Here is a 15,526-nt window from a genome sequence, read left to right as displayed (position 1 = left end):
GGGCCGTCGTCATGCGTCATTGCGAGGGTCGGCGGCAAGCCTGCCGCCGAGGTCTGATTCATCCGGATTCGCGGCGCGTTTTGCGCGCGCAAAACCAGTATTTTGCCTTGTCGCGCGCCCGACGCGGGCAAAGGCGGGAATTCTAGCGGCTAATGGGTGGAGATTGGCGGGTGGTGGAGGCGCTCTTCCGGATGTGCACGGCGGCCCGTTTCACGCGGCGTGCGGCCCGAATTCGGCCACCACCTGATCGATAAACGCGCGCAGTTTCGGGGTGGCGCGACTGGCCGGAAACACCAGATGCATGGGGCGTGCGGGCGCTTCGTAGCCGTTCAGCAGACGTACCAGCCGGCCCGCAGCGAGTTCGTCCTTCACCGCCACTTCGGGCGCGAGGATCACGCCGCCGCCATTGAGGGCCGCGGCCAGCAGCGCTTTCACGTCGTTGGCCTGAAAGCGGCCCGAGATCGGCACCACATGTTCGCCCTCGGCCTCAGTGAAACGCCATGCGGTGTCAACCGGCAGGCTTGTATAGACGAAGCTCAGGCACTCGTGCTGCGCCAGCGCTTGCGGCGTCTGCGGCTCGCCGCGCTCGGCCACGTAACCGGGCGACGCGCAGGCAACCAGCCGGTACGGCATCAACTGCCGCGCGATCAACGACGAATCCGACAGCGAGCCGAGACGGATCGCGGCTTCATAGCCTTCGTCGATCAGATCGACGAAGCGGTCGGTCAGCGCCAACTCGACCCGTACCTCGGGATTGGCCTTCAGGTAACGCGTGATCATCGGCGCGAGACAGCAGACGCCGAAAGTCACCGGCGCCGTGATGCGCAAACGCCCGCGCGGCGAGGCAGACAGCTCCTGCGCGACGGATTCAGCCGCGTCGGCATCCGCCAGCAGCGCCTTGCAGCGTTCGTAGAAAATCTGGCCGATCTCCGTGAGGCTCTGGCGGCGCGTGGTCCGGTTGAGCAAACGCGCGCCGACGCGTTCCTCCAGCGTGCTGACATGCTTGCCGGCCATCTGCGCGGAGATGGCGAAGGCGAGCGCGGCCGCGGCGAACGAGCCGCTGTCGGCCGTTTTCACGAACACGGCCATGCTGGTCAAACGATCCATGATTCACCACTACTGGTTTCGACAGCCATCAAACTACGCCCATTTATCCGGTTGAAGTTTTGAATCATAGTGCTTCTCACCGATGGGCGGGCGCTCAACCGGGCGATCCGCGGATAAACATGGAGTGTGAAACATGAAGATAGGCATTCTCGGCGCCGGTTTTCTCGGCCGCGCGATGGCGATCGTCGCGAAAAACCATGGTCACGAAGTGATGATCAGTAATTCCCGTGATCCGCGAACCTTGATCAGCACGGCCGCAGTGCTTGGCTGTGCGCTCGGCACGGCTGAAGAGGCGGCGAAGTTCGGTGACGTGGTGGTGGTGACCGTGCCCTTCAGCAACATTGGCGCGCTGCCGGTTGCGGCACTCGACGGCAAGATTGTGATCGACACGTGCAACTACTATCCCGACCGCGACGGCCACATCGAGGCGCTCGACAGTCGCTCGACGACCACCAGTCAGATGCTGGCCGCCGCGTTGCCGGGTGCGAAAGTGGTCAAGGCCTTCAACGCGATTCTGGCGAGGGACCTCGAAACGGACGGCAAGCCTGCCGATGCGTCGAATCGCCGGGCTTTGCCGTTCGCCAGCGATGACGAGCAGGCCAAACACGTTGTGCGCGAGCTTCTCGATCAGTTCGGCTTCGATCCAGTCGATGCCGGCGCGCTCACCGACAGTTGGCGTTTCGAGCGTGCGAAGCCGGTCTATTGCATTCCACTGGATCGCGCGGGCATCGTCGAAGGATTGGCGGCGGCGCAGCGGGACGTCGAGTTGGCGCATGGATCGTGGCGGCATTGAGTGGAGCGCGGCGATGTGTTTCCAAAATTAGATCGATGTGCGACTATGCCCTCCATGGAATCCCGTAACGTACTGTTCAACTTTCACCACCATCACGGCCGCATGCTGTTGCGCCGTGGTTCGTTACGTCCATAGCAGGGAATCGGGATTTCACTGATCCCGTTTCATGCACCAACGACCAAGGCGCCCCCAGGGCGCCTTTTTTATTTCTACGCACAAGAGACCAGATATGACCATGATCCGTGGAACCCGTTTTATCGTCGGAACCGAAGCCGCACAAATTCGTGCACTCGAAAACCGCTTCCGGAGCTACCTTCATTGAAGCCGGGGCAGAGGAGGCGATCGTTCCCGCGCTGTGGGGACAAGACACCTTTATCCAGAAAGCCGGTGGCAGTGAGGTCATCGGGCAGATGTGGGCTTTCCCGGACAAGAAAGGCAGACCGTGCTGTCTGATCCCGGAGGCGACAGCGCTCTTCCAGGAGCGCTGCACGGAATTACTGGGACGGCAGACGGAGCGCATGCTGTTCTATGTTGCGCGATGCTATCGGTATGAACGGCCGCAGGCAGGCCGATACCGCGAATTCTCGCAACTCGGCTTCGAATATCTTTGCCCGGATCCTCAACGGGCCAACCTGCGCAGCCAGGAGATCGTGGCGGGTTTTCTGGATTCGTTCGGACTGCGCTACGAAATCGACAGTTCGGCTCGACGCGGTCTTAGCTATTACCTGAACGGCATGGGCTTCGAGATGCGCTGCACCGAACTCGGCGCGCAACAGCAGATCGTCGGCGGTGGGGCGTATCGCGAAGGCGCGGGTTTTGGCATCGGCGCAGAGCGGTTACTGCTGGCGATGGTGGCTCAAGGGCTAGGGTAGACGGCCGTGTAGAGATTGATCAACACGAGCCGATCGGTTGACTGAAGCGCCATGCGCTTCAGTCAACCGGATGTGGCTGCGAATTTAAGCGATGCCGGCGCCAAGAGCCGGGAACACATCGGTGAACAGCAACGTGATCAGCTGTTGTCCCGCAGGGGTGGACCAGTCCTGCGCGATTTCCGCCATGAGCGTGTTGGTGGCGGTGAGCACCACGCCCGCATCGTGCATCCGTTGACGCGAAAACTCTTCGGAAAGATCGCTAGGCGATCCTGAAGCATCCATCACTGCCTGCACGCCAAAGCCTTCGAGCGCAGCATCGATTGCCGGGAAGATCAGGCAAACGTCGGTGGTCACGCCCGCCATGATCAGGTTCTTGCGCCCCGTGGCGAGCACCGCTTCGCGGAAGTCGGGATAGGCCCATGCGTTGACGACGCCAGGGCGCTTGATTCGCGCCGCGTGCGCTTCGGGCAGAATCGCGGCGATTTCCGGAAGAATCGGCCCTTGGGCATGGTCTTCCTGACTGGACGTGATCACGACCGGCAGATTGAGAATCTTCGCCATCTTGGCCAGCGCAATCGACTGTTTCGCAGCGAGTTCGCGGTCGATGTTCTTGATCAGTTGCATCGTGCCGACCTGATGGTCGATCAGCAGCAAGGCGGTGTTGTCGGCAGTGAATCGTTCAACCTTCATGAAGTAACTCCTAAGTAGTGATGGGGCGTATGCCCCGGGTTCGTGGAGGCCTGTTACAGCCTTCCCATCTCGCCACGGTGGTAAGCGGCGGTTGCCGCGATCAGGCTCTCCTCGCTCGCAAAAGCCATAGGTCCGTTTGAAAGCACAGGCTGGTGCAGCGGTTCGCCGATGAACACGGCGACCCTGGCGCCGCCAGCAATGGCTGCTAGCTTGTGCGTCGTCGTGTCGGCCGCGGCCGGCAGGATCGGGGCACCGAGGTCGTCGAGGCCGAAGCCTTCGCCATCGAGTTCCGCGCGGCCGTGGATCGGCATGAAGAAGGCGCGCTCGCCCGCGGCCACCGGCAGCGCCAGCTCAGCGCCGGCCTCCAGCGTGATGTCCAGCAAGGTGACCTGCGTCGGCGGTGTCAGCGGGGAGCGCACGCCGTCAAAACTGCCCAATGGAACGCGGACCCGGACACCGGGGCGCTGCACCACCGGCACGTCCTCGGGGGCCAGGCTCAGCGCGAACGGCGCCGCATCCTGCTTTGCCCGCGGGAGATTGACGAAGATTTGCAGCAGGTGAGTGGTACTCCCCAGCACTGCGGGATTTTCTTCATGGACCACACCCCGTCCTGCAGCAGTCCAATGCAGGCCGCCCGGTTCGATCAGCGTGCTGTTACCGAGCGAATCGCGGTTGGCAATGCCTGTCTCCGAGTCGAGGAACAGGTAAGTCACCGCGGAGAAACCGGCGTGCGGATGCGGCGGGAAGGTGGGCGCACTCATCCAGGCGTGGTCGATACCCATGAAGGGATCGAGTTGCGAGGGATCGGAACCATGCAGGCGGTACGCGCGGAAATGGCTTCCCCGATTGGCGCGCTGCATGCGGGCGATGGCGGTTGACATGGCCCGGTCCTCAGACGTTACCGGCCGCACTCGGCGCGAAGTGATCGACGCTTGCGCCGAACAGGGCGACGTGGGTGAAAAGCTGACGCATCTTGTGCTCCTCAGTGGTGATGTGTTCATCAGATGTGGTCATCATCCGGAAAACCGTAGATGGGATAAAGATGGCAAAATGGAAATCATTGAGCCATTTTTGGAGCAGTGAGGTGGAGTTTCTGAACGACATGGCGCTGTTCGTCGAGGTGGTCAAGGCGAAGAGCTTTCGCCGCGCGGCCGAGGCAATCGGGGTGCCCAACTCGACGCTGTCGCGCCGGATCAGTGCACTGGAGAAGGCAATCGGATTGCGCCTTCTGCATCGGACTACGCGCAAGATCGAGCCGACCGAAGCCGGTCAGCTCTACTTCGAACGCGCGAGGCGCATCGTGGAAGAGGCGCGGCTTGCGCACGAGCAGCTCGGTGAGATGCTGGCGCAGCCAGTTGGCGTGTTACACGCGTCGTTGCCGGTCGATTTCGCGAATATTTTTCTCGCGCCTTTGCTCGCGGAATTCGCCCGGCGCTATCCGGGCATCAGCTTCGAGTTTGACCTCACGCCGCGTCGCGTCGATCTGGTCACCGAGCCCGTCGATGTCGCGATTCGCATGGGGGAGCCGCCGAGCTCGAATCTGATCGCACGACAGCTCGCTCGTTTGCCGCGGTATCTCTATGCATCGCCGCGCTATGTCGAACTTTATGGTGAGCCAGGTGAGCCGGCCGATCTCTTGCGGCACGAGTGCTTGCGTCTCAAGCCGGCGGAAGTCGCCGGATGGAGTCTTCATCGGGTAAAGGAAACGGTCGAGATTGCAGTAGGCGGCCGGTTTTTGCTTAACAGCGTCGGCATGATCCGGCGACTGGCGACGCTCGATCTCGGCATTGCCGTGCTGCCTGAAGAAATCGCGGCCGATGATGTCGCCGCCGGGCTGTTGCATCGGGTGATGCCAGCGTGGCAAGCGCCGTCTGTTCCCGTCTACGCCATCACCGAGACGCGGTTGCTGCCCGCGAAGACACAACGTTTCATCGAGTTCTTGCGCGAACATCTGGGGGCGTGAATAGGCCGGAGCATGACCGGCCACATTCCCAACGTTCGATCTAACTCATCACATCGAGCAATCCATACCACGCAACCCCAGCGCTGATATAAAAGCGCTGAAGCGCGTGCAGCGGGATCCGCCGAATCGATGTCGGCGGCAACGGCAGTCCACGCGCCGCGCCTGCCAGATGCGCAGCGAGGTGCTTGCCGAGCGTCGTGGCCATCGCGATCCCGCGGCCGTTGTAGCCTAGCGCGATTGTCAGTCCCGCTGCGGGCAGATGAACATGCGGCAGGAAATCCCGCGTGATGGCGATGCGTCCGGCCCAGCGATACTCGTACTCGACGTCCAACAGTTGCGGGTACAACAATCTGGCGGCGCGTTCGAGGTGCGCCCAGTCCGCCGCACCGCGTGGTTCGCGAAAAGGTCCGCGGCCGCCAATCAACAGGCGGCCTTCGCTGTCGCGCCGGAAGTACAGCAGCAAGCGCCGCGAATCCGACGCCACTTCACGCCCGGGCAGTATGCTTTCGCTGATCTTCGCGGCGAGCGGCTTCGTCGCCACGATGAAGCTGTTCGCCGCGATCACCGACTGCGCGATCCCCGGCCACAGCGAATCGCTGTATCCATTGGTTGCAAGCAGGACCTGACGCGCGTCGATGGCCGGTCCGTGAGCCGTGTGAATGCGCCATCCATCGGCGCGCTGTTCGAGACGGCTCGCGACCGTCGTGCCGTGAATCGCCACGCCACGCGCGAGGGCCGCGCGCGCCAGTCCCCGCGCGTAGCTGAGCGGTTGCACGCTGCCCGCGCGGCGGTCCACCCAGCCCCCGACAAACGCCTCCGTGCCGAGCCGCTGCGCAATCTGCGCGCGATCAAGTAACTCGACGCGCGCGCCACGCGATTCCCACTGGCGCGCCCGCGCATGCAGCGTATCGAGCAGTCTGGTCGAATGCGTGGGCTGAATCCAGCCGGCGCGTGTCGCATCGCATGCGATGCTGTGGCGCTCGATCAGATCGAACACCGTGTCGGCTGCGCCGCCCGCCATCCTGACGAGCGCGTCGCCATCCTCCGGGCCAAACCGGCGCAAGAGTTCGTCGGGGTCGTACTTGAGACCCGGGATCACCTGTCCGCCATTGCGTCCCGATGCGCCCCAGCCCGGCTCGTTCGCATCGATCACGCAGACGTCCACACCGAGTTCGCTCAAATGCAGCGCCGTGGATAAGCCCGTGTAACCCGCGCCCACAATCGCCACCTGAACACGCTTCGGTGCATCGAGCGGCGGCGTGCGCACCGCGGCCTCAGCGGTGGCAGCCCAGAGCGAGGGCGGCAACGGCTGGCCTGCTTCTACTGACTTCATTGAGCGATTCCATTCGACGTGGGCGTGAGCATGCGGCGCAGAAAATCGCGCGTGCGCGGATGAGTCGGCCGCTCGAGCAGATCGGCTGCCGCGCCTTCCTCGCAAATGGTGCCGTCGTACAGAAAGCACACGCGATCGGCTACTTCGCGTGCGAAGCCCATCTCGTGCGTGACGACGATCATCGTCATGCCGTCGTTCGCGAGTTGCCGCATCACGCCGAGCACTTCGCCGACGAGTTCCGGATCGAGCGCGGAAGTTGGTTCGTCGAAGAGAATGGCTTTCGGCTCCATCGCCAGTGCACGCGCGATGGCGACGCGCTGTTGCTGGCCACCCGAGAGTTCGGCTGGATACGCGTCCATCCGGTGCGCGAGGCCAACCTTGTCGAGCAAATGCCGCGCTTTCTCGCGCGCCGCATCACCCGCTTCCTTTTTCACATAGAGCGGCCCTTCGCAGACGTTCTCCAGCGCCGTGCGATGCGGAAACAGATTGAAGCGCTGAAACACCATGCCGACCTGCGTGCGCAACTCATGGATGTGCTTCGACCTGGCGTCGACGCGCGCGCCTTCAACGGTGATCGTGCCTGCGTCATAGGTTTCGAGACCGTTGATGCAGCGCAGGAGCGTCGACTTGCCCGAGCCCGACGGTCCAATCAGACAGACGACCTGGCCGGCCTCGACGTTGAGGCTGACGCCCTTGAGCACTTCCTGATCGTGGAAGCGTTTGTGAATGGATTGAACTTCGATCATCGCTTTCCCTTCTGACCGAGACGGCGCTCAAGGCGCCGCAAGCCGTAGACGAGCGGCAGGCTGAGTGCGAGATAGAGCAGCGCGACGAGCGTGAATACCGTCATGTTCTGGAACGTCGACGACGCAATCAGCTGGCCGGCGCGCGTCATTTCCGCGACGGTAATGGTCGAGGCCAGCGACGAGTCCTTCAGCATCATCACGAGCGTGTTGCCATACGGCGGCAGGGCGATTCGAAACGCTTGCGGCAGGATCACGCGGCGCATGATCAGCGGGCTACGCATGCCGATGGATTGCGCGGCTTCGATCTGGCCGTGGTCGATTGCCTGAATGCCGGCGCGAAAGTTTTCCGCCTGATACGCCGAGTAGGCAACGCCCAGCCCGATGAACCCCGCCTGGAACGCGCTCAACTGCACGCCGAGATCGGGCAGCACGAAGTAGATGTAGAATAGCTGCACGATGATCGGCAGGCCGCGAATCACGTTGATGAACGTGGCCGCCGCGTTCGAGAGCACCTTGTTCGACGACACGCGCATGAGCGCCAGCACGAGCCCGAGGAGCGTACTGAGAACGAACGCGCAGAAGGTGATCTCGACAGTGACGACCGCGCCTTTCAGCAGGATCGGCAGGAAGTCGAGCGCATTCTGGATGAACATGACGTGATCTCCTCAGGCAGCGAGCCGCGTCATTCCACCTGCCACTTCTTGATGATCTGCGTGAGCGTGCCGTCTGCCTTGATTTTGCGGATACCGGCGTTCAGCTTCTCCAGCGTTGCGTTATCGCCCTTGCGCACCACGAAGCACAGTTGGCCTTTCACGCTCGGCTGATAACCGTCGACGAGCCGCAACTGCGGGTTCGGGTTCTTCTGCAACTGGTACGCGATGATCGGATGGTCGCCGAAGCCTGCCTTGATGCGGCCGAGCGCGACGTCGCGCATGATGTCCGCGACCGAATCGTACGTGCGCACTTCCTTGAAGATGCCTTTCTTGTTCAGCGCGTCGACGAAGGCGGTGCCCACTTGCGCGCCGACCACTTCGCCCTTGAGATCGTCCATCGACGTGTACTTGCCCTTGTCGTCGGCGCGCACGATGAGACCTTCGCCATACGAATAGACCGTGTCGGAGAAGTCGACGACCTGCTCGCGGGCCGGCGTCTTCAGCATGGCGGCGGAGATCACGTCGATCTTCTTCGTGGTGAGCGACGGGATCAGCGCGGAGAAGGTGGTCTGTTCCACCTTCACGTCGAAACCGGCGGCCTTGCCGGTGGCGGTGATCGCATCGACCAGCAGACCCTGGATCGAGTTGCTTTTCACGTCGAGGAAGGTGAAGGGCACGCCGGTGGCCGTCGCGCCAACCGTGTACTCCGGCTCGGCGGCCGCCATGGCCGGCGTTGCTGCGAGGACCAACAGCGCGACGGCTGCGCCGGCGATGCGCTTGACTAACTGGATCATGAGATTCTCCACGACGGTGACGGACTACGATTGAGGAATCGGTGACTGGTTTGACTTCATCATATTCGAGTCAAAAATATCGAATAACATTATTTGCGTATCGATATTCGATATGCTAACGTCAATGCATCACGATCACCATTGGGTATTTCCATGAGCGGCAAAGGGGTGGAGCAGGCAAGCGAGAGCGAATCGCCGGACGAAGTGCCGGACGCGCTCTTCAATCAATCGCTGGAAAAAGGCATCGCGGTGCTGCGCGCATTCAGCGCGCAACGCCGGACCATGAGCCTGCCGGAGGTGGCGGAGGCGACTTCGATCACGAAGAGTTCGGCGCAGCGGATGATTTACACGCTGGAGAAGCTCGGTTACGTGCGCAAACATCCCCGCACGAAGCGCTATCAGCTGACCCCGCGTGTCGTGCAGATTGGCTTCAACTACCTCGCGGCGGATACGCTCATCGACGTGGCCAATCCCTTCCTCTCCGAGCTCACGAACGTGACGGGCGAGACGACCAGCTTGACCGAGCCGGACGGCGCCGAGATGCTGTACGTCGCGCGTTTTGTCTGCATGAAGTTCGTACCGATTCACATGCCGATAGGCAGCCGTATTCCGATGTACTGCACGGCATCAGGCCGCGCCTATCTGAGCGCGCTGCCGGACGACGAAGTGCGCACGCTGCTCGAGGCGAACGACCGTGTCGCGCATACGCAGTACACGGTGACGGACATCGGCGAGATCGAAGCGCTGCTCGGGGAAGCGCGCCGCAGGGGTTATACGTCGAACCGTGAGGAACTGTTCATCGGTGACATGACGATTGCGGCACCGGTGCTGGATGGTGAAAGAAGACCCGTGGCGTCGGTGCACGTGGTCGCGCCGACCAGTCGCTGGACGCTAGCCGATGCCGAGCAGCGCCTCGCACCCGCGGTGATCGATTGCGCGCGTGGCATCAGCAATTCGATCAGGACGCTGGGTTGACCTATCCGTGCAGTTCGCCGACAAGGCGGGAAAGGCGTGCAATGCGATGGCGATACATCGGCGCCTGCGGGGAGTTTTTCAGATGTTCGACGCGGTCGCGCCAGTAGGTCGGCGGAAAAGGTTTTTGCGGCGCGCATGCCACTACGCGTTCAAGATGAACGAGTTCGCTTTCGAAAAGATGGTGGTGCATTGTTCGATTTCCCCGTGGATGGCCAGTCTGGTCCGTTCGCGACGTCGCTAACTATCTGACACCGCTCAGGGCTTCTAAAGCAGATTCTCGTCCGCGCGGTGGACTGCGCGGTAATGCAATGCAACGCAACGCAAAAAGACCGCTTACCTGGCTATCCGGAAAAACCTGGGGGGGTGGCCGGGTGCGTGAGTGCCGCAACGTGCTTCACGCAGGATCGGTCGATGTGCCGCGATTGACGCGGACAAATTAAAAGGGCGGGCCGCCGCTGCCTGTCCCCGCAAAGGGAGGCAACGACGGCCGAACCTCGGAGCGGCCCGCCTGATGCATAGCCGGGCGGATTCCACCATGTCGGTTTTACGCATTGCAACGATCTTCTCTACGGAAGTATTCGGTTGCCGCGTGCCGACACACAACAGTTACAGCTACAACAACAGCACAGCCCTCTCTCAAACTGCCGCCAGCGACTTGGTATCGTTGGCGTTGATCGCGCGTCAAACATGGTTCGGATCACTAACCGCAGGGTCGTGACGATTCACGGCGATCCCTCGATCAGCAACGTCGGCGATCCGCAAACAAACAGGACGTCGCCAGACGTCGGTGCGTCGAACACATTGCAGCGCGCGATCTTTTTTGGTCCCTCAGGCTCCCCGGCTTGTCTGGCAGGTTTATTGCGCGTTCTGGGTACTACTGCCGCCTTGGTGGTCGTTTTTATCGGTCGGTGGTGGCCATCAACCGTATATAAGCAATCAATGTGCCATGCTGCGAAGCCGCATGGCGGCGGGAATGTCGAAACTTTTCAGTCGCGGCATTGGACAGTCTCGTCCATGCGCGCGTCCGGAAGTGGACGATTTCGTCCAATCGGCAAATCGTGGCGCATCGAAGGACTAATTCGTCCGTATGACGGCGAGCCCGGTGAGGGCGCAGGAAGGTGTGGGGGAGAGGCTGATTGAGGCGAGAACATCCGGCGCGGCAATCGCGCGCCGCGCCGGATGGATAGACAGGCAGGGAAGGCAGTGCTGCTTACGACTGGAGACTGACCTTGCTATAGGTCAACCGGCTGGGGCGCACCTGCATACGCACCAATGACACGAGGAAGCTGAACCCGGCCTGATTCGGATCGATCACCGGCACATAGGCGCCCAGTTCCTTGGTGAGCAACTGGGAGACGCGGCTCGCGACGTCCACGAAACCTGTGCACCCGAGCAGAATGGACTGCGCGCCGTCCTTCTTGATCGCCTTCAGCGCCGCTTCGAAGGTGCGAATGACCACCACATCGACGTCGTCGAGTTGCGCGACGGGGCAATTGATCGCACGGATCGACGCGAACGAGTCCTGGATGCCATAGGTCTGCGGATGACCGCGCTGCATTGCGAGCGTGCTTTGCAGGATCGTGACGATCGAGAAGCGCTGGCTGAGCGCGAGCGCCGTGAAGGCCGTAGCGGGAAAGCCGCCGATGATCGGAATGTCGATCACCTCGCGCGCGGCTTCAACGCCGCACATGTCGAAGTCGGTCAGCCAGATGCCGTCGAAACCGTCGTTTGAGATTGCTTGCGCAAGCTCGACCACCGGCATGCCGTTCTGCAGCCAGTTCGTGCGGTTCTCGATATCGGGGTGCCCCTGCGTGATGTTGCGGATCTCGACCTTGACGTCCGGCGGCACGACCGGAGCGATCGCCTTCAGGATGCGTTCGTTGTATTGCGACGTGGCGACGGGCACGAGCACACAGATGCGCAGAGTGGGATTCAAAGGCGTGTTCAAGACAGGTTTCCCCTGGTCGTGGGGGGAAGCGATTCCAGCGGCACATACGGCCCGAGATAGCCGAGCGAGTTCAGCAACTGCATGAAGCTGTCGAGAATCAGACCAGGTTTGCGCAGTTCGGCTTCGGCACGCCAGGCAATCAGCGTGACGGGGCGCTTGCCGATCGCCGGGTTCAGCGAGCCGTCATCCTGCACGAGGTCGCCGTTGCTGTAGATCGACTGGCCTTCGCCGCCGACGAAATAGGCGACGCTGTCCGGCGACAGCACGATCGGCTGCGGACTCGCGCTGTCCCACGCGAGCAGCGACTCGTTCTGGTACATCACCGTGTAAGTATGCTGGCCGGCCTGAATGCGAATCTTGCCGACGTCGAAGCCGCCGCTCGTATCGACTTCGGCCGAGACCAGCTCGCCCGGCTCCGAGATAGCCCGCGCGGCGAGCCCGCAACGCTCATTGAGATAGCCGATCATCTGCTGGGCGCTGCCGATCTGCCCGGCCTGCACCGCGCGCCCGAGGTCCAGCGCGCGTTTTAGCGTGCCGCGGATGGGTGTCGCGCGGCCGATATCGGCCGGCGTCATGACCCACATCGCGAGGCCGCCGAACTGGCCGAACTCGGGATCGGCGACGACCGGACGCATCATCTGTTCGACGATCGCCGACACGTCGCGTTGATGAGTCGGACCGCCGTGGTTGCTGTCGCGCGGCGTCACGTCGAGTTCGACGCACAGGCCGCCCTGGCTCACGAGGAACGCCGGGCGCGGATCGATTTCGGCGGCTGCGAAGGTGAGCATCGGCAGCGAGGGAACGGCGCGGCCGGCTCCGTCAGCGTCGATGACCGCGAGGCCGAGCTTTGCCGCCACGAGCGCCGCCACCGTGAAGCCCAGCGCGCCGCTTTCCGGCGGCATCACATAGGCGAGCCTGGTGGACTGCGATGCGAGTCGGGCCTGGACATTCTGCACAGCCGTCACCGGCCCGAGCGGGTAGATGGCTGAATTGATCGCTTCGGGCGCACCGAGATAGGCGACCATGACCGCCGCGCCTTCGGTGGCTTCTTCGACGGACACAACCTTGATCGTGTCGGTCGAGTAGTAATTGCCGGGGACAAAATGCGCAGCCAGATGCCGCGCGGATTCGATTGTGCCGCCGCCACCGCTGCCAAAGAACGCGGCCCCTAGCAGCAGCGGTTCCAGGTCTTCCTTGCGTAACTCATAGGCCATTTGTTATTCCTTTCGTATAGACGTCGATAGAAACTTCGCGCTGGAGTTCGGCGAGCAAACTCATGGCGCTGGTGACACGCGTGGTTGAATCAGTCGTCAGCGAACGCAAACCGCGCTCGAGGATGTCGATTGCTTCGGCGATGCGGCCGGTGGCGCGCAGCAGATCGGCGAGATAGCGTGCGGCGTCCACGCGCGCCGGCACCGAGCCGAACGCGAGCGCAGTAGACAACGCGGTACGCAGACCCAGTTCCGCGGCGTTCACCTCGCCGAGTGCCCACTGCGCGCGCGCCCGGGTAACCAGGAGTTCGCCCAGGTAGACACGTTCCTGACGCGCGAGGGTCTCGTCGATCGCGGCGGCGAGCATCGTCTCGCAGGTTTTCGCGCGGCCGGCGCGCAGCAGCAGCTCGCCGTGCTGCCAGGCCATGAAGGAATAGAACAGCGCACCGCCGTTGCAAACGACGTGGTTATCGTAGCCGTCGAGCATGACAGTTTCCGCTTCATCGGAATGGCCGAGCGCACTGAGGTGGCAGGCGCGAAGGACCTGCCCGACGCCCCGGTAGAACGCGAAGCCGTTCGCGATCGAGACCGACTCGAGTTCGCTCGCGAGATGCCCCAGCCGGTCCATGTCTTCGAACAGGCAGGCGAGCCAGGAGGCGCCCTGCAGGTTGACGGCATGAGCGAACGCGTGCGCGCCTGGCTCCGAGGCGCGCAGGATCAACATTTCCATGGCGCGCCGCGCCTGTCCGAAGGCGCCGATCTGGTAGGCCGCGAGTCCTTCGAAAGTCAACGCGAGACTGGCGAGATCGATCCCTTGCGAGCCGGTACGGGTGTCGTCGCGCGCCACGCCAAGCAGGTTGCCGCGCGCGAGACAGGCGAGGGCTTCTTCGCTGTCGCCGAGCCAGAAGAGGGTGTTCGTCATCGCGACGTGAGCTTCGTCGAGCGACACCCGGTCGCCGCCGTTCTGCGCGCGCTCCAGCATGTTCTGCGCGGTTGCGCGCGCCTGCTTGAGTTGCAGCGTCGTCAACTGCGTGGTCCAGACGCCGAACTGGATTGCGGCGATTTCGGCGGGGGTACAGACGCCTTCGCCGACGGCCAGCGCGGCGGCGTAGCAGGCGGTAGCCTCCGCGTACAGCCAGCCGTGCACGCTGCGCAGGCTCATGCCGAGCAAGCGGTAGGCGTCGAACTGAAGACGGCGCGCGGCCTCCTGTTCGTGCGGCGTCTGCAGCAGGTCGAGGCAGCGGCGCAACGGCGGAATGGCTTCGGCGAACTTCGATTCTTCGATCAGCGCGCTCGCATGTTCGAGACACTTGCGCGCTTCACGGTGATGTTCCTCGCGCGACTTCAGACGCCGCTCGATTGTCTTGCGGCCTACGCCCAACAGGGTGGCTGCCGCACTCTTGTTGCGCCCGGTCCGCTCGAGCGCGCGGTCGATCAAAAGGTCTTCAGCGGCCGCGAGTTTGTCGCGCCCTTCGAGTTGCAGCAGCATGTCGGCGAGGCTGGCGCGCGACACGGGTCCGCCGGTTTCGTTGGCGAGAAACGGCTCGAGCGAGTCGACGTCGATGTTCGTGTTCTCGGCGAGCACGCTCAACTGGCTGATCAGGTTGCGCAATTGCCGGATGTGGCCCGGCCATGCGTGCTGGGCAAGCCGGCGAACGGCGGCCGGCGAAAACTCCAGACGGCGCGTGTGCTGCGACGCGAAGTGGGTGACAAGGGCTGGAATGTCCTCGACGCGCTGTTCGAGTCCGGGCACGGCAAGCACGAAGACCGCGAGCCGGTAGAAAAGGTCCTCGCGGAAGAGTCCTTCGCGTGCGAGTTCGCGCAGGTCGCGGTGAGTCGAGGCAACCACGCGTCCTGCGAAATGCAGACTGGTTGACGAACCAATCGGACGGAAGGTTCGCGTTTCGAGTACACGCAGCAGTTTGGGTTGCAGCGCGAGCGGCAGTTCGCCGATTTCATCGAGCAGCAGCGTGCCCTTGCCGACCTGCTGGAAAAGTCCCTGGCGGTTTTCGCCCGCGCCGGTGAAGGCGCCTTTAACGTGGCCGAACAATTCGGCTTCGACGAGGTTCTCTGGAATCGCGCCGCAGTTGACGTCGACGAAGGGTTGATCCTGACGCAGGCTGTGTGCGTGCACACGGCGAGCGACCAGTTCCTTGCCTGAACCAGTCGGCCCAAAAATGAGCAAGGGATGATCGGTGGGGGCAACCCGATCGATCATGCGGACCAGTTGGCGAAACGCTGGCGCGCCGCCTACGAAGGCGCCGGAATCAGCCTTGTCGTGAGCGAACGGAACGTCAGGGGTGTAACTCATTACAAAATACGCTCCACTTGATCCGCGTGTTGCGCAACGCGGAAATTACCGTCGAAAAGACGGGGCGGACGGTCATGCAAATCGGTCTGGCGTCTGGCCAGTTTGTCCAATTGCGTGGTCGAATCCGTCC

Annotated in this window: 15 protein-coding genes; 4 read left to right on the top strand and 11 right to left on the bottom strand. The window is 62.7% G+C overall.

The features are described from left to right. Positions 1 to 210: 210 nt before the first annotated feature. The gene (locus M0D66_RS10995) at positions 211 to 1,107 is read right to left on the bottom strand and encodes a LysR family transcriptional regulator (RefSeq protein ID WP_266210754.1); all 897 of its coding nucleotides are present in this window, start codon (positions 1,105 to 1,107) and stop codon (positions 211 to 213) included. Between the two features lie 133 nt (positions 1,108 to 1,240). Between M0D66_RS10995 and M0D66_RS10990 the strand changes: the two genes are divergently transcribed. After that, entirely contained in the window at positions 1,241 to 1,900 is a 660-nt protein-coding gene (locus M0D66_RS10990) for an NADPH-dependent F420 reductase (protein WP_266210753.1), read from the top strand. Between the two features lie 284 nt (positions 1,901 to 2,184). After that, entirely contained in the window at positions 2,185 to 2,772 is a 588-nt protein-coding gene (locus M0D66_RS10985) for an ATP phosphoribosyltransferase regulatory subunit (RefSeq protein WP_244869533.1), read from the top strand. Between the two features lie 84 nt (positions 2,773 to 2,856). Here the strand turns inward: M0D66_RS10985 and M0D66_RS10980 are convergent, their stop codons facing one another. The 3 genes from M0D66_RS10980 to M0D66_RS10970 are packed head-to-tail and all read right to left on the bottom strand — an operon-like array spanning position 2,857 to position 4,566. After that, complete coding sequence (locus M0D66_RS10980; RefSeq protein WP_093642717.1) at positions 2,857 to 3,462, bottom strand: isochorismatase family protein; 606 nt, start codon at positions 3,460 to 3,462, stop codon at positions 2,857 to 2,859. A gap of 53 nt (positions 3,463 to 3,515) precedes the next feature. Further along, entirely contained in the window at positions 3,516 to 4,343 is an 828-nt protein-coding gene (locus tag M0D66_RS10975) for a pirin family protein (protein ID WP_266210752.1), read from the bottom strand. 10 nt (positions 4,344 to 4,353) lie between these two features. Next, positions 4,354 to 4,566: a hypothetical protein gene (locus M0D66_RS10970; RefSeq protein ID WP_266210751.1), complete on the bottom strand. Its 213-nt coding sequence runs from the start codon at positions 4,564 to 4,566 to the stop codon at positions 4,354 to 4,356. On the opposite strand from M0D66_RS10970, the gene M0D66_RS10965 reads away from it, so the two are divergent. Then, positions 4,547 to 5,425 carry a LysR family transcriptional regulator gene (locus tag M0D66_RS10965; RefSeq protein ID WP_266210750.1) on the top strand — a complete coding sequence of 293 codons (879 nt, stop codon included), beginning with the start codon at positions 4,547 to 4,549 and terminating at the stop codon, positions 5,423 to 5,425. The genes M0D66_RS10970 and M0D66_RS10965 overlap by 20 nt on opposite strands. 40 nt (positions 5,426 to 5,465) lie before the next feature. On the opposite strand, the gene M0D66_RS10960 is transcribed toward M0D66_RS10965, so the two are convergent. Genes M0D66_RS10960 through M0D66_RS10945 form a run of 4 tightly spaced genes read right to left on the bottom strand, consistent with a single transcriptional unit; the run spans position 5,466 to position 8,951 of the window. Continuing rightward, positions 5,466 to 6,758, bottom strand: coding sequence for an FAD-binding oxidoreductase (locus M0D66_RS10960; RefSeq protein WP_266210749.1), 1,293 nt, complete (start codon positions 6,756 to 6,758; stop codon positions 5,466 to 5,468). Then, positions 6,755 to 7,504, bottom strand: a complete 750-nt coding sequence (locus M0D66_RS10955; RefSeq protein WP_211707189.1) for an amino acid ABC transporter ATP-binding protein — start codon at positions 7,502 to 7,504, stop codon at positions 6,755 to 6,757. Before M0D66_RS10955 ends, M0D66_RS10960 begins: the two co-directional genes overlap by 4 nt. Beyond that, positions 7,501 to 8,157: an amino acid ABC transporter permease gene (locus tag M0D66_RS10950; RefSeq protein WP_093642700.1), complete on the bottom strand. Its 657-nt coding sequence runs from the start codon at positions 8,155 to 8,157 to the stop codon at positions 7,501 to 7,503. Before M0D66_RS10950 ends, M0D66_RS10955 begins: the two co-directional genes overlap by 4 nt. Positions 8,158 to 8,186: 29 nt before the next feature. Further along, positions 8,187 to 8,951, bottom strand: coding sequence for an ABC transporter substrate-binding protein (locus M0D66_RS10945; RefSeq protein ID WP_054041519.1), 765 nt, complete (start codon positions 8,949 to 8,951; stop codon positions 8,187 to 8,189). Positions 8,952 to 9,104: 153 nt separating this feature from the next. On the opposite strand from M0D66_RS10945, the gene M0D66_RS10940 reads away from it, so the two are divergent. Further along, positions 9,105 to 9,926: an IclR family transcriptional regulator gene (locus tag M0D66_RS10940; RefSeq protein ID WP_266210748.1), complete on the top strand. Its 822-nt coding sequence runs from the start codon at positions 9,105 to 9,107 to the stop codon at positions 9,924 to 9,926. Between the two features lie 1,210 nt (positions 9,927 to 11,136). On the opposite strand, the gene M0D66_RS10935 is transcribed toward M0D66_RS10940, so the two are convergent. Genes M0D66_RS10935 through M0D66_RS10925 form a run of 3 tightly spaced genes read right to left on the bottom strand, consistent with a single transcriptional unit; the run spans position 11,137 to position 15,396 of the window. Beyond that, positions 11,137 to 11,862 carry an aspartate/glutamate racemase family protein gene (locus M0D66_RS10935; RefSeq protein WP_266210773.1) on the bottom strand — a complete coding sequence of 242 codons (726 nt, stop codon included), beginning with the start codon at positions 11,860 to 11,862 and terminating at the stop codon, positions 11,137 to 11,139. Between the two features lie 8 nt (positions 11,863 to 11,870). Continuing rightward, positions 11,871 to 13,088: a DUF917 domain-containing protein gene (locus M0D66_RS10930; RefSeq protein WP_266210747.1), complete on the bottom strand. Its 1,218-nt coding sequence runs from the start codon at positions 13,086 to 13,088 to the stop codon at positions 11,871 to 11,873. Then, positions 13,078 to 15,396, bottom strand: coding sequence for a sigma-54-dependent Fis family transcriptional regulator (locus tag M0D66_RS10925; RefSeq protein WP_200570855.1), 2,319 nt, complete (start codon positions 15,394 to 15,396; stop codon positions 13,078 to 13,080). Before M0D66_RS10925 ends, M0D66_RS10930 begins: the two co-directional genes overlap by 11 nt. Between the last annotated feature and the right edge of the window lie 130 nt (positions 15,397 to 15,526).

The organism is Paraburkholderia sp. SECH2, assembly GCF_030464795.1.
Lineage (GTDB): Bacteria > Pseudomonadota > Gammaproteobacteria > Burkholderiales > Burkholderiaceae > Paraburkholderia > Paraburkholderia aspalathi.
The sequence above is the reverse complement of the archived record's forward strand: the minus strand, read 5'-3'. Positions and strand labels throughout refer to the sequence as shown.